Raw genomic sequence first — 16,359 nt, 5'->3', positions numbered from 1 at the left:
ATGATTAGTTGACGTGTTACATGTGACATCTAAAAAAAACATTAATTAACAACCCATGAAAGATTCAAAAAGCAATATTTCGCAATTTATGACACAACTTCCCAAAAATATTTTTTCGGGATTTGTAGTGTCTTTAATAGCATTACCGCTAGGTTTAGGGTTGGCCTTAGCCTCTGAAGCTCCTCCAATTTCTGGTATCATAGCTGCTGTAGTAGGTGGTATTATAGTAAGTATTTTTGGAGGATCAAAAGTTACCATAACCGGCCCAGGTAATGGATTGGTGGTAGTATTATTAGGAGCGATAACTACTCTTGCAAATGGAGATCTTTATCAAGGATATATTTTTACACTTGCTGCAATCATATGTGCAGGGGTATTAATGATTATTATTGGTCTTTTACGATTGGGGACACTTAGTGATTTTTTTCCCTCTTCTGCTATACAAGGAATGTTAGCAGCTATAGGAATAGGTATTTTTGCAAAACAATTTCATGTGATGCTAGCCAATTCTGGTATTAAAGGAGATACCATTTCTTTGTTAGCAGATATTCCAAAAAGTATAACCACTTTATTTAGTACTGGATCCAGTACAATAATCGTTGCTGCCCTGGTTGGAGTATCTAGTCTATTTATTATGTTTTTTTATGGTAAAATAAGAAATAAGTATTTTCAGTTAGTGCCTGCTCCTATGTGGATTGTTCTTATTGCAATAGGATTAAGTTATTATTATGAACTCTTTTCTAATCAACCTTATCCTATAGAAAAAGATTTATTGGTTCAGATTCCTGATTCTGTATTTTCAAATTTTCCAACTCCTGATTTTTCTTTACTTACAGATTTAAAATTTATTGGAGTAGTATTCTCTATTACACTTATTTCTAGTATAGAATCTTTACTAAGTATCAAGGCAGTTGATAAATTAGATCCTTATAAACGAAGAGCTAATGTAAATAAAGATCTTACCGCATTGGGTATTGCATCTATTGTAAGTGGTTTTTTAGGAGGACTCAATGTCGTTACTGTAATTGCACGTAGTTCTGTAAATGTTAATAACGGAGGAACTAATAGATCTGCTAACTTTTTTCATTCAGTTTTTCTAATCCTTTTCGTAGTTTTATTTCAGGATCAGTTAAAAAGAATTCCTCTTACTGCATTAGCAGCAATTTTGGTGTATACTGGGTATAAACTTGCCGCTCCCAAAAATTTAAAAGCGGTAGCAAAAATCGGAAAAGAACAGTTACTTATCTTCTTTGCTACAATTATTGCAACCATAACAACCAATCTAATTACAGGAATTCTTATAGGTATTCTTACTGCGTTGGTTATTCATTTTGTACTTAATAAAAGTATCTCATTCTTTGTTAGAAACCTTTTTAAGCCCAATGTGCTTATGTTTAAAGAAGGAAGTAGTACTACTTATTTTGTAAGTGTGAAAGGTTTTTCTAGTTTTTTAAATTATACGAGATTAAGAAAAAAATTAGATACCATTCCAGAAGATAAAGATGCCATTATCGATTTTTCACTTTGTGACTTTGTAGATTATACGGTACAAGAAAGTCTTTTGGGGTACCAGGAAACTTTTAAAAGAAAAGGTGGGTCTTTTGAAATCACTGGGCTTGATATTCATGGTACCGCATCTGAGCACCCTTTGGCTGTAAGAAGTTTAATTCCCCTCTCTAAAAAAATCAAATTAGGAGCAAAATCTACTCTTACCAAAAGGCAAGAAGACCTTAATGTAATATCAGAGGATTTCTCATGGAAATATGATCCAAAAAAGAATACTAATGTTAATGGAATACATGATTTTGTATTTTTTAAGATAAAGAAAATAAACTACCTCAATAACTCAATTTATGATCCCGAATCAATTTTTAAGATTTCTGATGTAGAATTTTCTGAAGGAGAATTTATTGCAAGAACATTAGTGCGAACTACTGTTCTTACCATTAAACTAAACAGAGAAATTCCAAAATTCACCTTGGATAAAGAGGGCTTGATTCAGTTTGTATATAAATTTGCTGGATTTAAAGATATATCTATAAAAGGGCATCCCGATTTTTCTAAAAGATTCTTTCTTTTGGGTGAAAATCCAGAGAAAATACGACGGTTATTTACTAACGAGTTAGTTTTATTTTTTGAAAGCAATCCTTACTATCATATCGAATCGAATGGTCATTCGATTTTGGTGATGGGAAAAGAACGTTTGGCAAGTATAAAAGAAATTAAAGCCTTACTCGATTTTGGAACCCGACTTGAAAAAGTAGTCTCTGGCATACATTATGATGAATTATTGTTAAAAAGTCTAAAAATTAAATCCTGATCCTTATCATTTTTCCTATTTTGCAAAGATTTTAAATAGTTATATGCAGTTTACTGTCATGATTTATAAAAATAACTCATGAATATTACAAATGATTTCCTAAATATATAGGATCGTTTAATGTATAAGAAAACTTAAAAACAAACACATATAAAGATGAACTTATATCCCATAATAGCGGGAAATTTTAAACTTGATGGAGGTGCCATGTTTGGAGTAGTTCCTAAAGTTTTGTGGAATAAAACAAATCCAGCCGATGCAAATAATCTTATCGATATTACGGCAAGATGTTTACTTATTGAAGATGGTAACAAGCTTATTCTTATCGATTCTGGGATGGGAAATAAGCAGTCAGATAAATTTTTTGGTCATTACTCACTTTGGGGAGATGATACATTAGAAAAATCCTTAAAAGAAAAAGGGTTTCACAATGACGATATTACCGATGTTTTTATTACCCATTTACATTTTGATCATTGTGGTGGCGTGATACAACATAATGCTGATAGAACAGGATATGAACCTGCTTTCAAAAATGCTAAAATATGGAGCAACAAAGAGCACTGGCAATGGGCCACAACACCTAACGCCAGAGAGAAAGCTTCTTTTTTGAGCGAAAATATTACTCCTATAGAAGAAAGCGGGCAATTAAATTTTATATCCAAAAACTCAGCAACATTTCAAAAAAATACCGAACTGGGCTTTGATATTCTCTATGCAGATGGTCATACAGAAAAACAAATGATTCCGCACATACAATATAAGGGTAAAACAATTGTGTTTATGGCAGACTTGCTTCCTACGGTAGGACATATACCATTACCTTATATTATGGGGTACGATACCAGGCCCCTATTAACAATTGATGAAAAAAAACAGTTTCTTGATACTGCCGCCACCCAAGGATGGTACCTGTTTCTTGAACATGATGCTCATAATGAAATAATAACTGTAAAACACACCGAAAAAGGGGTGCGACTTAAAGAAGTTTTTACTTGCCATGAAATATTTAATTAAAACAAAAAAACAAATGATTCCCTCATCTCATAAAATGATTGCTACAATTGCATCTTCAATGATGATATTGAGTTGTGGTGCTCCCACGATCGTTTCTACTCCTATAGAAAACATAGATGCGATCCCATTAAAAAATATTGATCTTACAAGAGATCAGCTAAAAACCTGGGGAGAAGCAGATTTGGTTTCCGATACCATTCCCGGAATGAGTATTAATAAAGCATACGAAGAGATTATTAAAAATAGAAAAGGTAAAACTGTCATTGTTGGAGTTATCGATAGCGGTATTGATATAGAACATGAAGACCTTAAAAATGTGATCTGGACAAATCCTAAAGAGATCAAAGGAAACGGAAAAGATGACGATAATAATGGATATATTGATGATATAAATGGTTGGAACTTTCTTGGAGACTCTTCAGACGAAAATCTGGAACACACAAGAATTGTAAAAATGTTCAAATCAAAGTATGAAGGTAAAACTTTAGCGTCTATCCCAGAATCTGACAGAGCAGAATATCAAAAATATATAGAAGCTAAAGCTGGTTTTGAGAAGGACTATAAAGAAAAACTTGTTCAAAAAACAAGATATGAAGAAATTTACCAACAAACGGAAGCTTCTCATAAAACCATTTCTGAAGCCCTAGGAAAAGAAAATTATACTAAAGAAGAGCTGCTAAATGTAGATGCAACAACTCCAGAAATGCAACAGCACGTTGCTTTTATGTCTCATACGTTCGAACTTATAGGTTCTGGAGATACCATAAATGAGTTTATTACAAACATAAAAGACGGTGCTAAATATTATGCTGATCAGTTAAAATATAGTTTAAATTTAGAGTTCGACGCTAGAAATATTGTTGGTGATAATGTAGATGATCTTACAGATACCCAATATGGTAACAACAATGTTATGGGACCAGATCCAGAAAAAGGAGACATCACTCACGGTACGCATGTTGCTGGTACCATTGCCGCAGAGAGAAATAATGGTAAAGGAATGAATGGGGTGGCAAATAACGTTAAAATTATGTCACTTAGAGCAGTTCCTAATGGAGATGAATATGATAAAGATATAGCTTTAGCAATTCGTTATGCTGTAGACAACGGAGCAAAAATCATCAACACCAGTTTTGGAAAAGCATATAGTACTCATCCAGAATGGGTAAGAGATGCTATAAAATATGCCGCATCAAAAGATGTGTTGATTGTAAATGCTGCCGGAAATAGCAAAAAAGATCTTGATAACGATGTTATCTATCCTAACGACCAGGTTAAAACCGGTGCTGAAATATCTGATAATTTTATCACCATCGGAGCATTAAGCTATGCATATGGTACTGATATGATTGCTGTTTTCTCTAATTATGGACAAACCAATGTAGATGTATTTGCTCCCGGAGTCAAAATTTGGTCTACCGTACCTAATAACTCATATAAGTTTTTACAAGGTACATCTATGGCAACTCCTGGTGTTGCTGGTATTGCTGCTATGATTAGATCTTATTATCCAAAATTAAAAGCACCGCAAGTAAAAAAGATACTTATGGATAGCGGATTGCCTACAAAAACACCTGTTGTTGTAGGAGGAGACCCTACCAATGTTAAGAGTTTCTCAGAATTATCAAAATCAGGTAAAATAGCCAATCTGTATAATGCTCTTATTATGGCAGATAAGCTATCTAAATAATTAAGTACGTTATGTTTAAAAAGATTGCTTTTGTTTTCTTCTCTGGAGTTTTTTGCGCACTAGCTCAAAATAATACTTCCTATTGGCAACAACATGTTGATTATAAAATGGATGTTGATATTGATGTAGAAAAATTTCAATATGAAGGAACTCAGGAATTAATATATACCAATAATTCACCGGATACACTGTATCAAGTTTTTTATCATTTGTATTTTAATGCTTTTAGACCTGGTAGCGAAATGGATATAAGATCCTCAAACTTACCGGATCCTGATCCAAGAGTAGGAAACAGAATAAGCAAACTTACCCCAGAAGAAATAGGATACCTAAATGTCACTTCTTTATCACAAAACGATAAAACAGTTGCGTATGATACTGAAGGTACTGTCTTAGAGGTTCGTCTTAACCAGCCGCTATTACCTGGTGAAAAAACTACCTTTTCTATGAATTTTAATGGCCAGGTGCCGGTGCAAATACGTAGATCAGGTAGAAATAGTAAAGAAGGTATTGCTTTATCTATGACGCAATGGTATCCAAAAATTGCTGAATATGATTTTGAAGGATGGCATACTAATCCATACATTAGTAGAGAATTTCATGGAGTATGGGGAAATTTCGATGTCACGCTAACACTGGATAGTAGTTATATCATAGGTGGTACAGGATATCTTAAAAACCCCCAAGAAATAGGGTATGGTTACGAAAAGCCGGGTACTAAGGTAAAAAAGAAAGGAAAAAAACTTTCCTGGCATTTTGTTGCTCCTAATGTGCACGATTTTGCCTGGTCTGCCGATCCAGAGTATATACATGATGTAGTAAATGTTCCAAACGGACCAACACTTCATTTTTTGTATAAAAATAAAGTGGATATCATAGATAACTGGAAAGATCTACAGCCCAAAGCGGTAGAGTTAATGAACTATTTTAGCGAAAAGATAGGAAAATATCCTTATGATCAATATTCTATTTTACAAGGTGGAGATGGTGGTATGGAGTATGCAATGTGTACTTTAATTACAGGAGAAAGAAATTTTAATAGTTTGGTAGGTGTTACAGCGCATGAAATGGCACATTCATGGTTTCAGCACATTCTTGCAACAAATGAAACAAAACACGAATGGATGGATGAAGGGTTTACCACTTATATTTCTACCCTTGCCATGAATGAAGTAATGAAACAAAACAACCCTAATTCTTTACGAGGTGTATATAAAGCCTATTATCAATTAGCAATTTCTGGAATAGAACAGCCGCAAACAACACAAGCAGATAGATATGCACACAATACAGCTTATGGCGCTTCTGCATACTCTAAAGGAGCTGTTTTTCTTTCTCAGTTAGGATACATCATTGGAGAAGAAAACTTAGCCAAGACTATTAAAAGATACTTTAATGATTGGAAATTTAAACACCCAACTCCCAACGATTTTAAAAGAGTTGCAGAAAAAGTATCTGGTATACAATTGGACTGGTATCTTATAGACTGGACGCAAACTACAAACACTATAGATTATGCTATTAAAACGGTAGAAGAAGAAAATAGTGCTACTCAAATCACTTTAGAGCGTATTGGACTAATCCCTATGCCTATAGATGTTTATGTAGAATATAAAGATAGTACAGTAGAATCTTTTTATGTTCCTCTACGTATGATGAGAGGTCAAAAAGAAAATCCCATACCGTCCATGAAAAGAACAGTTTTGGCCGATTGGTCATGGACCAATCCAACATATATGTTTAAAATTTCTAAACCAAAATCTGAAATAAAATCAATTAAAATAGACATTACTAAATTTATGGCAGACATAAACCCAAGTAATGATTTTTATACAGATTAGTTTATAACATAAAGTAGTGCAAACGGGTTTTAATTTGGATTAAAACCCGTTTTTTTTGATCTTTAGCTTATATAATTCTGTTATTTATTACTTATTACTACTTTTACTACCTGTTTATGTCACAAACTTCACTACAAAGGTTTTTACTACTACCTACAATAGTTTTTGATATTAAGTAAATTAAATGAAAGCCACTTTACATAACAAAGAACGATTAAAAAGTAAGAAAGAAATTGAACTACTTTTTTCTGAGGGAAAGTCAATTTCTAAATACCCTATTAGATTGGTCTATAAAAAAACAGAAGGAGAAGGAAAAATAGTTACTAAAGCAGCGGTATCTGTAAGTAAGCGTAATTTTAAAAACGCTGTAGACCGCAATCATATAAAGCGTTTACTGCGCGAAAGTTATCGAAAAAATAAGTATATTGTTACCAACTCCACATTTCAGTATAATTTTATGTTTTTATATGCAGGTAAAGAGATGCCTAATTATAAAAGCATCGAATTTAAAATGAAAAAAATATTACAACAATTAATCTCATTGGAGGTTAATTCAAAATAAGAACGAATTTTTTAATGTAATGAATTCGTTATAATTAAAAATATCGATGAAAAAGAGAATTATATATCCCGTAATTGCTGTTATTCTTTTACTATCAACAGCAAGTTTTAGATCTGATTTTTTTGAAATTGCAAAGCAAATAGAAATTTTCACTACCATGTTTAAAGAATTAAACATGAATTATGTAGACGAAACGAATCCTGCAGAACTTATGGATACGGCTATAAAAGCTATGTTAGATGATCTGGATCCTTACACAAAATACTGGAACGAGCAAGATGTCGAAGCTTCAAAAATTAGAAATGCAGGAGAGTATACTGGCATTGGTGCCTCGGTAAGAACTATAAAAGATAAAATTATCATTATTGAACCTTATAAAGGATACCCAGCCGATAAATCAGGACTTAAAGCTGGTGATGAAATTATACAAATTGGCGATGTAAAAGTAGCAGACTTTAAAGATGATGCAGGTGAACTATTAAAAGGTGCTAGTGGGACAAGTGTCGACATTACCTATAAAAGACAAGGAGAACTTAAAAATACTGTGCTTACCAGAGAAGAAATAGAAGTAAAAGCAGTTCCTTATTATAAATTATTAGATGATAATACAGGATACATTGTTTTATCAAAATTTAATAGTAAAGCTTCTAGCGAAACTATTGATGCCTTAAAAAACCTTAAAGCAGAAGGGGCAGATAAAATTATTCTAGATCTTAGAGGCAATCCAGGAGGCTTGTTAAGTGAGGCAATAAATGTCACAAATATTTTTGTGCCTAAAGGAGAATTAATAACTACTACAAAATCTATTGTAAAAAAATACAACAAAGAATATTTTACAAAAAAAGAACCTATTGATATTGATATTCCTTTGGTAGTGTTAGTAAATGGTAGGAGTGCCTCTGCCAGTGAAATTGTATCTGGAAGTATTCAGGATTTGGATAGAGGTGTGGTTATAGGAGCAAGAAGTTTTGGAAAAGGTTTGGTACAAAGACCTAAAAAGCTTACTTACGGTACACAATTAAAAATTACAATTTCAAGATATTATACCCCTAGCGGTCGATGTATACAAGCGTTGGACTACTGGAATAGAGATAAAAACAATAAAGCGGTACGTATCGATAAACAAGATTTTAAAGCTTTTAAAACTAAAAACGGAAGAACAGTATATGATGGTGGGGGTATACAGCCAGATATCGAATTAGAAACATCAAAATTTAGTAAGATTACTACTGCCCTGTTAAAATCAAATGTCATTTTCGAATACGGAACAAAATATTTCTATTCGCATCAATTAAAAAACTCTGGTGATTTTAAATTTACAGATGCCGATTATGAAGATTTTAAAAAGTTTGTCAATCAAAAAGAGTTTAATTTTGAAACTGAAACCGAAAAATCGTTTAAAAAGGCCTTAGAAACTGCTAAAAGAGAAAAACTAGACAATGACATCTCATCGACTTATAATACGCTTATAGCCTCTCTAAATAAATCTAAGCAAGCTGCACTAGACACCTACAAAGCAGAAATTGTAAACCTGCTTACCGACGAAATTATTAAACGTTATTTCTATAGAGAAGGGTTATACGATTACTATGTAACGCACAATCCCGAAGTGGCAAAAAGTAAAGAAATACTTGGTAGTTTAAATAAATATAAAGGTATTCTAAAGTAAAAAGGTGTTTAAAAATATATCTTAAACACCCTCTTTTTTCTTTAGTACAGAACATCGATCAAATTTTGAAATGATCGATGTTCTTTTTTATTATGCATCACCGTTTTTACGATCCTTATCTCTATCCGGACATTCACCTTGATGACATTTATCCTGATCGATACTGTTTCCTGGTCTATATGGCATATAAGTACCTCCACTAACTGTTCTTAACTCTGACCTGTTTAAGGTTTTTCCCAATTTTGAAATTTGTTCTAACATAATAAATAAAAATTTAATTTAATTCTTCCCCCTGAACATTTAAAGACACTCTGGGTTTATGTCTATACATGTATATTGTTACCTCAAATAGAAAAACATATGCTTTCTAACTTGATTTATATAAGATAATCTCTGTATCAATCTTATTACATGTCAATAGTAGAACATCGTAGTCTCATTTTTTGGTGTTGAGAAAAGACAGCAGTTTTTTTAAGCTTTTTTTAACCTAAGTGTAGTGAAGAAAGCTTCTAAATTAGAAGCTTTATGAAGGTATATTCCTGTTTTCTATCTCAAATTATAACAAGGTTCTTGTTAAAAGAAGTAGTTGTATTTGTATAAATTGTATATCGTTTCATTAGATTAATAATTCTATTTGTTTGATCATAAAATCCAAAAACCTATTAATTTTGTAATACTTTAGAAGCAAAACTAGAGGTAGAATGGCAAAAAAATAGAGCGTAGTTAGCCTAATTTACAAATTGTTGTTGTTTTTGGAAAGGTCATAGCTCACAGAAGCATTTAATTGTTTTATAAAGCTAAATTTTAAAATCTCCTATAGGTACTTATGTCAAAGAATTTCAACATTCTGTTTCTCATAATCTAATTAATAGATCCCTCATTTTTTATAAAGCAACTCTGGAATAATCAATATAAAAAATGAGGAATAATTTATATTCGTATCATCCCTATATGAGGTATTCCATCTTCGAGGTACTCCTCTCCTACTTGTTCAAAACCATGTGACTGGTAGAATTTTTTCAAATATTTTTGCGCAGAAATTTTTATTTTATGATCCTTATAATGTGTATCAATAGCATGGATACTTGCTTTTATAAGATCATGTCCGTAGCCATATTTTCTTTCCTCTTGTGATACTACTACCCTACCTATACTAGGGTTTTCAAAATATTGACCCGCATCAAAAAGTCTGGTATATGCTACTATTTCTTCATTTTTATACCCTATAACATGTAGTGCTTTTTGATCCTTGTCGTCTATATCTTGATAAATGCAATTTTGTTCTATTATAAATACCTCTGCGCGTAAGCGCAGAATTTTATATAACTCTAACGCAGAAAGTTCTTTAAAGCGTTTAACTTCAAAAGTAAGCTTCATAGTATTAACCTTGTACAATCAATAATGCTAAATAATCTTCAATTTATTCGATTATAAACACATTGGTATTTTGTCTACTCGATTTTGGTGTCTTCCACCTTCAAATTCTGTTGCCAAAAATGTTTTTATCATCTCTACGGCCTGCGGTAAGGATGTAAATCTAGCAGGAACACAAATAATATTTGCATTATTATGTAAACGAGTTAATTCTGTAATTTCTTTTGTCCAACAAAGCCCAGCACGTACATTAGCATATTTGTTTGCAGTCATAGCAACACCATTTCCACTACCGCAAATTAAAATTCCGTAAGTAACTTTGCTGGTGTCTACATCTTTTGCCACTGGATGTACAAAATCCGGATAATCGACACTAGAATTTTCATTTGTACCATAATTAATAACTTCAATTCCTTCAGACTCTAAAAATGTCTTAATGGCAAGTTTATAATCTGTTCCTGCGTGATCGTTTCCAATAGCTATTTTCATCTGTTTAATTTTATTGTTTTAGGGGTCAGATAGAATCTTCGACGATTAAAATAATCAGTAAACATACAACTGAATAATTATTTTAATTATGTCGATTTTATCCGTTTATTTTAATTTCATTTAGCATTGCAAAGATAATTTAATCCTAAACAAGTAAACTCCGAAAAGTCAATAATTTAAGTAAATGTTACCCCAATGTTAATAACTCCTTACCTTCTGTTAACATTGAAAGTGAATAAATAGTTACTAAAATTGAGAAAGTATTTTTGGTAATCTTAAATATTATTAGAATACAAGCAGTATCATCAAAAATCAAAATTATAACTCTAGTTTTTTTGGCGAAGTTTTTAAACATTAAATTCATGTTATGAACTCCACTTTTTTTAGAATAATATCAAAAATAATATGTGTTTAATAACTATCAACAATTGTTAATTAAAATCTATTTTTAGAACATTTTCAAGAGTTTACATATTTAATATCCTGTTCATATGTTTCTAGAAATTTGATGTAACTTAAAATCCTAATAAAATTCAAAAAAGTTATACCGCTATTCACACTATATAATAATCATCAATATTTATTTTAAAATTTAAAAAGAAAAAAGAATATATAATACTATATGTTAAGAACTGTTTTAAAATCGAATTAGTTAAATGAATTCTTTTTTCTTTTTGTTTAGAGTTTGAGAAGTATTTAAAAAGTTCTTTGTGAGGTTTAGAAATTTTTGATCGTGAAATAGTAGTACTTTAGAAGGTTGGTTTCAGAATAAATTAAGTAAAAAACTGTGATTCAATCTATTATTTTGTATATTAAAGTAGCATATACTATTCGTAGAACACGAATACGTGTAAAAAAAATGATCTTATCAATTGATTTTTAGATAACTATATATTTCCGTATATCTATTAGTTAATGAAAGTTTAAAACTAAAACCTTAAATGTTAAAAGATAAACAGTACTTTTAGCATAAATATAGAACAGATATTTAATGAGAAGAAAGAGAGGTAGAAGAAAAAAATCTCCAAAAATAGAGAATATAACCCAAGGAATACTTAAAATATTAAAAGCAGAATCTTCTAAAAGTTTCAATTACAAACAGATTGCTGCAAAGTTTGGAGTCAATGATGCTAGTAGTAGGAATCAGATTATTAAGAAATTAGCACAACTAGCCGCTAAAAAACAAATAGAAGAAGTAGAAAGAGGTAAATTTAGACTCGTCCCAAATATTAATACGTATACAGGCATTTTAGAAATAACTTCGAAAGGTACAGGATATGTAGTTGTAGAAGATCTTGATGATGATATTTTTATTCCGGCAAACAACCTAAACAAATCATTACATGGTGATGAAGTAGAAGTATACATATACCGAAGAAAGCGTAGAGGGAAAAGTGAAGGTGAAATATCGAGGATTATTTCACGTAAAAAGGATGAATTTGTAGGAGTAATAGAAATTCAGAAAAATTATGCTTTTGTAAATATCCAGGATACTAGAATGTATACCGATATTTTCATTCCTAAAAATAAAATAGCGTCTGCAGAACACGGGGATAAGGTCCTTGTAAAAGTAGAGGATTGGCCCGATAATGCAGAATCTCCATTTGGTAGAGTGTTAAAAGTTCTGGGAAAACCTGGTGAGCACAATACCGAAATTCATGCCATATTAGCACAATACGGTTTACCTTATGAGTTTCCTGAAGAAGTAGAAGCTTATGCAGATCAACTAGATACATCTATCCAACAATCTGAAATTGATAAGCGGAGAGATATGAGAAAAACACTTACGTTTACTATTGATCCTAAAGATGCTAAAGATTTTGATGATGCCTTATCGTTTCAGGTTTTAGAAAATGGAAATTATGAAATAGGAATTCATATTGCAGATGTATCTCACTATGTCAAACCAGGAACAATTTTGGATGATGAAGCTTATGAAAGAGCAACATCAGTGTATCTGGTAGATAGAGTAGTACCTATGCTACCAGAGGTATTATCTAATAATGCTTGTTCCTTAAGACCTCATGAAGAGAAGTATACGTTTTCTGCTGTGTTTGAGTTGAATGATAAAGCGGAAATAAAAAATCAATGGTTTGGTAGAACAGTGACTTACTCTGATGCTCGATTTGCATATGAAGAGGCACAGCATATCATAGAAACCAAAGAAAATGAGATACCTGCTGATATTTCTTTGACAGGAGAAACTTATAAAGCAGATACAAGTGTAGCAGAAGCAGTTCTTAAATTAGATGAACTTGCAAAAATTATGCGCACAAAGAGAATGGGGCAGGGAGCAATATCTTTTGATAAAGTAGAAGTGAAGTTTGCTTTAAATAAAAATAGCGAGCCGGTAGGAGTGTTTTTTAAGACTTCTAAGGATGCTAATAAGCTTATTGAGGAGTTCATGTTGCTTGCTAATAAAAAAGTGGCAGAATTCATCGGAAAGCAAGCTCCTAAAAAAACCTTCGTTTATCGAGTACATGACGAACCAAACGATGAGAAATTGGCTGCATTACAAAATATAATTGGTCGATTTGGATATAAACTGGATCTTAGAGATCGTAGCACTACCACCAAATCCTTAAATGGATTATTAAAAGATGTACAAGGTAAAAAAGAACAAAACCTGGTAGATACTCTTGCCATACGCAGTATGAGTAAAGCAGAGTATACAACACATAACATAGGACATTATGGATTAGCATTCGAGTATTATTCACATTTTACTTCTCCTATACGAAGGTACCCTGATGTTATGGCACACCGTTTGTTACAACATTATCTGGATAAAGGAAAATCTGTTGGTGAAGAAGAGTATGAAGAGAGATGTAATCATAGTAGTAATATGGAAGGTCTAGCTGCAAGTGCAGAAAGAGATTCTATCAAATACATGCAGATAAAATTCATGAAGGATCATGAAAATGATCATTTTTTAGGAGTTATTTCTGGCGTTACCGAATGGGGAATTTATGTCGAAATTATTGATAATAAATGCGAAGGCATGATTCGACTTAAAGACCTTGATGATGATCACTATATATTTGATCAGGATGAATATGCTGTAGTTGGTGAACGTACCAAAAAAATATACCAATTAGGTGATGAAGTGTATGTAAAAGTGAAAAACGCAGATCTTGTAAAACGCCATCTTGATTTTATCTTACTGGGTAGTAAGGATGAGATGGAATAAATATGTAAATATGTCGTTTATTTTATAAGCTTTCCTTTTAATCCAAAACATAAAGGATTTTAGTAGTTTAATTTAAAATATAGGATGAAAAAAATAATATTTCTTTTTGCATTATTGACCACAATTTGCGCTCAGTCACAACAGGAGATTCTTAAAGATATTGGTAGTTTTACAGAGTTGAAGGTATTTGATAAAATACAACTAACTTTGATCAAATCTGATAAAAATGAAGTAAAAATTACCGGTATTAAGAGAAGAGAAGTAGTGGTAGTACAAAATGGAAATTTACTTAAAATTAGAATGTCGTTAAATAACCTTTGGGATACTAATAATACAAAGGTTGTTGTCTATTATACAAATATCCATAAGATTGATGTTAATGAAGGAGCGAGAGTAGAAGCAAAGGATGTTCTTTTTGCAGATCATTTAGATCTAAGAGCACAAGAAGGAGGTAGTATATTAGCACAAATAGAAACTGGTTTTTTATATACCAAAACGATTACAGGAGGAGAGATAGAAGTGCATGGTAAAGCAGAAGAACAAGAGGCGATAATTACATCTGGAGGACAGTATTATGCCAAACCACTAAAAACCTTAATAACACAGGTAAAAGTAAGTGCAGGAGGAATCGCAGAAGTACATGCCAAGAAGTATGTAAAAGCCAATACAAATGCAGGAGGAACCATAAAGATTTATGGAAATCCAAAAGAAATAGATTCTCAAAAACTTTTGGGTGGTAAAATTTTAGAAATTAACTGATTTAATAAAAATAGAACTTCATATTTAATTAATAGCTGAATTGGTATTAGTTTTTTAACTTTGTCTTAAATCTTACTGACACTATGCTTCAAGATGCGCAGGCAGCGATACCATTAGGTCTTTTATTAGCTTTTTTAATAGGTCCGGTTTTTTTTGTACTGTTAGAAACAGCTGCTATTAAAGGTTTTAGAGCTGCTCTTGCAGTAGATATGGGTGTGATTTTTGCTGATATAGTATTTATTCTAATCGCATATTTTAGTACCAATAAAATTTTAGAAAAAATAAAAGATGACCCTGCACTATTTATTTTTGGAGGAATGTTATTAGCTACCTATGGTGTCATTTCTTTTATAAAAGAAAAAAAAAATTATAATAAACTTAGGGATACTTCTGTCGAAGTCATTAATAAACATAATTATATAATGTTGTTTATTAAAGGTTTTTTACTCAATTTTATCAATATAGGAGTACTTGGATTTTGGTTGAGTATTATTATTGTAATTGGACCTCAATTAGATATGAATACAAATAGAATTTTGTATTTTTTTTCTGTGGTTTTAGCAACGTATTTGATAGTAGATGTTTTTAAAATGTTACTAGCAAAAAGGTTAAAGAAAAAACTGACGCCTAGAAGAACTTATTTAACCAAAAGGATTATTAGTGTAATGATGATTATTTTTGGCATTTTCTTTATTCTGAAAGGTGTTTTACCAGATACAATGGAGCAACGAATACAGGATAGAATCGATAGAATAGCTCCAGAAACCAAGTACAATAACAAATAAACAGTTTTGTAAATAAAAAATCCTGCACAATGAGTACAGGATTTTTTGAGGTGTCGAGCGGATTCGAACCGCTGTAGATGGTGTTGCAGACCACTGCCTAGCCACTCGGCCACGACACCAATTATTATATTGGTTGGCAAATGTAAAAAAAATTATGATTACTTCTTATAATAAAGTACAATTCTTACATTTTATTGCAATAAAATTAACGTTTTTTACTTCGGGAAATAGTCACCATCTCAACATTTCCACCAATAGGAGGATTTATTTTTGAAACATCGACAATTACTTTATCTACCAAAGGTAATTCATCTAGAATTCTAACCAAAATACGTTCTGCAACATGTTCTAGTAATTTTGATCGTATGGCCATTTCTTCTTTTACAATATGATTAAGATGAACATAATCAACAGTTTCTGATAATATATCAGAAGCAGCAGATTGCGATAAGTCTGCTTGAATTTTTAGATCAACTCGGTAGTCAGAACCTATTTTTTTTTCCTCCACAAGACAGCCATGATAGGCATAAATCTTGATGTTTTTTAATTTTATTATTCCCACATTTTTTTTTGCAAAGGTAAAAAGAATCTTTATCAACCAATACAGAGTTGATATAGCTTTTTTATTGAGTTTTTAGTTCTGTTAAAAAATTGTCTTAAAGA

13 protein-coding genes and 1 tRNA gene are annotated in these 16,359 nt (G+C 31.6%); 9 read left to right on the top strand and 5 right to left on the bottom strand.

Annotated features, from left to right (window positions below; translation table 11 throughout):
* Positions 1-55: 55 nt before the first annotated feature.
* The 6 genes from ABW636_RS18085 (at position 56) to ABW636_RS18060 (ending at position 9,099) form a co-directional block, all read left to right on the top strand.
* Positions 56-2,320 carry a SulP family inorganic anion transporter gene (locus tag ABW636_RS18085; RefSeq protein WP_367591477.1) on the top strand — a complete coding sequence of 755 codons (2,265 nt, stop codon included), beginning with the start codon at positions 56-58 and terminating at the stop codon, positions 2,318-2,320.
* A 156-nt stretch (positions 2,321-2,476) separates the two neighbouring features.
* Positions 2,477-3,337, top strand: a complete 861-nt coding sequence (locus ABW636_RS18080; protein WP_367591476.1) for an MBL fold metallo-hydrolase — start codon at positions 2,477-2,479, stop codon at positions 3,335-3,337.
* Positions 3,338-3,350: 13 nt separating this feature from the next.
* On the top strand, positions 3,351-5,027 hold the full coding sequence (locus tag ABW636_RS18075; protein ID WP_367591475.1) for a S8 family peptidase: 1,677 nt from the start codon (positions 3,351-3,353) through the stop codon (positions 5,025-5,027).
* A gap of 11 nt (positions 5,028-5,038) precedes the next feature.
* Positions 5,039-6,868 (top strand): M1 family metallopeptidase, encoded by a 1,830-nt coding sequence (locus tag ABW636_RS18070; RefSeq protein WP_367591474.1) that lies wholly within the window; start codon positions 5,039-5,041, stop codon positions 6,866-6,868.
* Between the two features lie 184 nt (positions 6,869-7,052).
* On the top strand, positions 7,053-7,430 hold the full coding sequence (rnpA, locus tag ABW636_RS18065; RefSeq protein WP_367591473.1) for a ribonuclease P protein component: 378 nt from the start codon (positions 7,053-7,055) through the stop codon (positions 7,428-7,430).
* 46 nt (positions 7,431-7,476) lie between these two features.
* On the top strand, positions 7,477-9,099 hold the full coding sequence (locus ABW636_RS18060) for a S41 family peptidase (RefSeq protein ID WP_367591472.1): 1,623 nt from the start codon (positions 7,477-7,479) through the stop codon (positions 9,097-9,099).
* A gap of 90 nt (positions 9,100-9,189) precedes the next feature.
* Here ABW636_RS18060 and ABW636_RS18055 read toward each other — a convergent pair whose 3' ends face one another.
* The 3 genes from ABW636_RS18055 to rpiB all read right to left on the bottom strand — a co-directional run bounded on the left by ABW636_RS18055 (position 9,190) and on the right by rpiB (position 10,962).
* Entirely contained in the window at positions 9,190-9,360 is a 171-nt protein-coding gene (locus ABW636_RS18055; protein ID WP_367591471.1) for a hypothetical protein, read from the bottom strand.
* A 669-nt stretch (positions 9,361-10,029) separates the two neighbouring features.
* Positions 10,030-10,476 (bottom strand): GNAT family N-acetyltransferase, encoded by a 447-nt coding sequence (locus ABW636_RS18050; protein WP_367591470.1) that lies wholly within the window; start codon positions 10,474-10,476, stop codon positions 10,030-10,032.
* A 51-nt stretch (positions 10,477-10,527) separates the two neighbouring features.
* Positions 10,528-10,962: a ribose 5-phosphate isomerase B gene (gene rpiB, locus ABW636_RS18045; RefSeq protein WP_367591469.1), complete on the bottom strand. Its 435-nt coding sequence runs from the start codon at positions 10,960-10,962 to the stop codon at positions 10,528-10,530.
* A gap of 991 nt (positions 10,963-11,953) precedes the next feature.
* Between rpiB and rnr the strand changes: the two genes are divergently transcribed.
* The 3 genes from rnr (at position 11,954) to ABW636_RS18030 (ending at position 15,696) form a co-directional block, all read left to right on the top strand.
* The gene (gene rnr, locus ABW636_RS18040; protein ID WP_367591468.1) at positions 11,954-14,152 is read left to right on the top strand and encodes a ribonuclease R; all 2,199 of its coding nucleotides are present in this window, start codon (positions 11,954-11,956) and stop codon (positions 14,150-14,152) included.
* An 84-nt stretch (positions 14,153-14,236) separates the two neighbouring features.
* On the top strand, positions 14,237-14,911 hold the full coding sequence (locus ABW636_RS18035) for a head GIN domain-containing protein (RefSeq protein ID WP_367591467.1): 675 nt from the start codon (positions 14,237-14,239) through the stop codon (positions 14,909-14,911).
* 83 nt (positions 14,912-14,994) lie between these two features.
* Positions 14,995-15,696: a LysE family translocator gene (locus tag ABW636_RS18030; protein WP_367591466.1), complete on the top strand. Its 702-nt coding sequence runs from the start codon at positions 14,995-14,997 to the stop codon at positions 15,694-15,696.
* A 48-nt stretch (positions 15,697-15,744) separates the two neighbouring features.
* Here the strand turns inward: ABW636_RS18030 and ABW636_RS18025 are convergent.
* A tRNA-Cys gene (locus ABW636_RS18025) sits at positions 15,745-15,815 on the bottom strand.
* Between the two features lie 86 nt (positions 15,816-15,901).
* Positions 15,902-16,258 carry a dihydroneopterin aldolase gene (folB, locus tag ABW636_RS18020; RefSeq protein WP_367591465.1) on the bottom strand — a complete coding sequence of 119 codons (357 nt, stop codon included), beginning with the start codon at positions 16,256-16,258 and terminating at the stop codon, positions 15,902-15,904.
* Positions 16,259-16,359: the final 101 nt, after the last annotated feature.

This window comes from Aquimarina discodermiae, assembly GCF_040786235.1.
Classification (GTDB): domain Bacteria; phylum Bacteroidota; class Bacteroidia; order Flavobacteriales; family Flavobacteriaceae; genus Aquimarina.
This window is presented reverse-complemented; position numbering and strand designations above follow the sequence as displayed.

Excerpts from the sequence above, each read along its gene's own strand:
- ABW636_RS18085 (WP_367591477.1), top strand. The coding sequence starts at position 56 with ATGAAAGATTCAAAAAGCAATATTTCGCAATTTATGACACAACTTCCC.
- ABW636_RS18035 (WP_367591467.1), top strand. The coding sequence starts at position 14,237 with ATGAAAAAAATAATATTTCTTTTTGCATTATTGACCACAATTTGCGCT.
- ABW636_RS18050 (WP_367591470.1), bottom strand. The coding sequence starts at position 10,476 with ATGAAGCTTACTTTTGAAGTTAAACGCTTTAAAGAACTTTCTGCGTTA.
- ABW636_RS18080 (WP_367591476.1), top strand. The coding sequence starts at position 2,477 with ATGAACTTATATCCCATAATAGCGGGAAATTTTAAACTTGATGGAGGT.
- rnr (WP_367591468.1), top strand. The coding sequence starts at position 11,954 with ATGAGAAGAAAGAGAGGTAGAAGAAAAAAATCTCCAAAAATAGAGAAT.
- ABW636_RS18075 (WP_367591475.1), top strand. The coding sequence starts at position 3,351 with ATGATTCCCTCATCTCATAAAATGATTGCTACAATTGCATCTTCAATG.
- ABW636_RS18030 (WP_367591466.1), top strand. The coding sequence starts at position 14,995 with ATGCTTCAAGATGCGCAGGCAGCGATACCATTAGGTCTTTTATTAGCT.
- rnpA (WP_367591473.1), top strand. The coding sequence starts at position 7,053 with ATGAAAGCCACTTTACATAACAAAGAACGATTAAAAAGTAAGAAAGAA.
- ABW636_RS18055 (WP_367591471.1), bottom strand. The coding sequence starts at position 9,360 with ATGTTAGAACAAATTTCAAAATTGGGAAAAACCTTAAACAGGTCAGAG.
- rpiB (WP_367591469.1), bottom strand. The coding sequence starts at position 10,962 with ATGAAAATAGCTATTGGAAACGATCACGCAGGAACAGATTATAAACTT.
- ABW636_RS18070 (WP_367591474.1), top strand. The coding sequence starts at position 5,039 with ATGTTTAAAAAGATTGCTTTTGTTTTCTTCTCTGGAGTTTTTTGCGCA.
- ABW636_RS18060 (WP_367591472.1), top strand. The coding sequence starts at position 7,477 with ATGAAAAAGAGAATTATATATCCCGTAATTGCTGTTATTCTTTTACTA.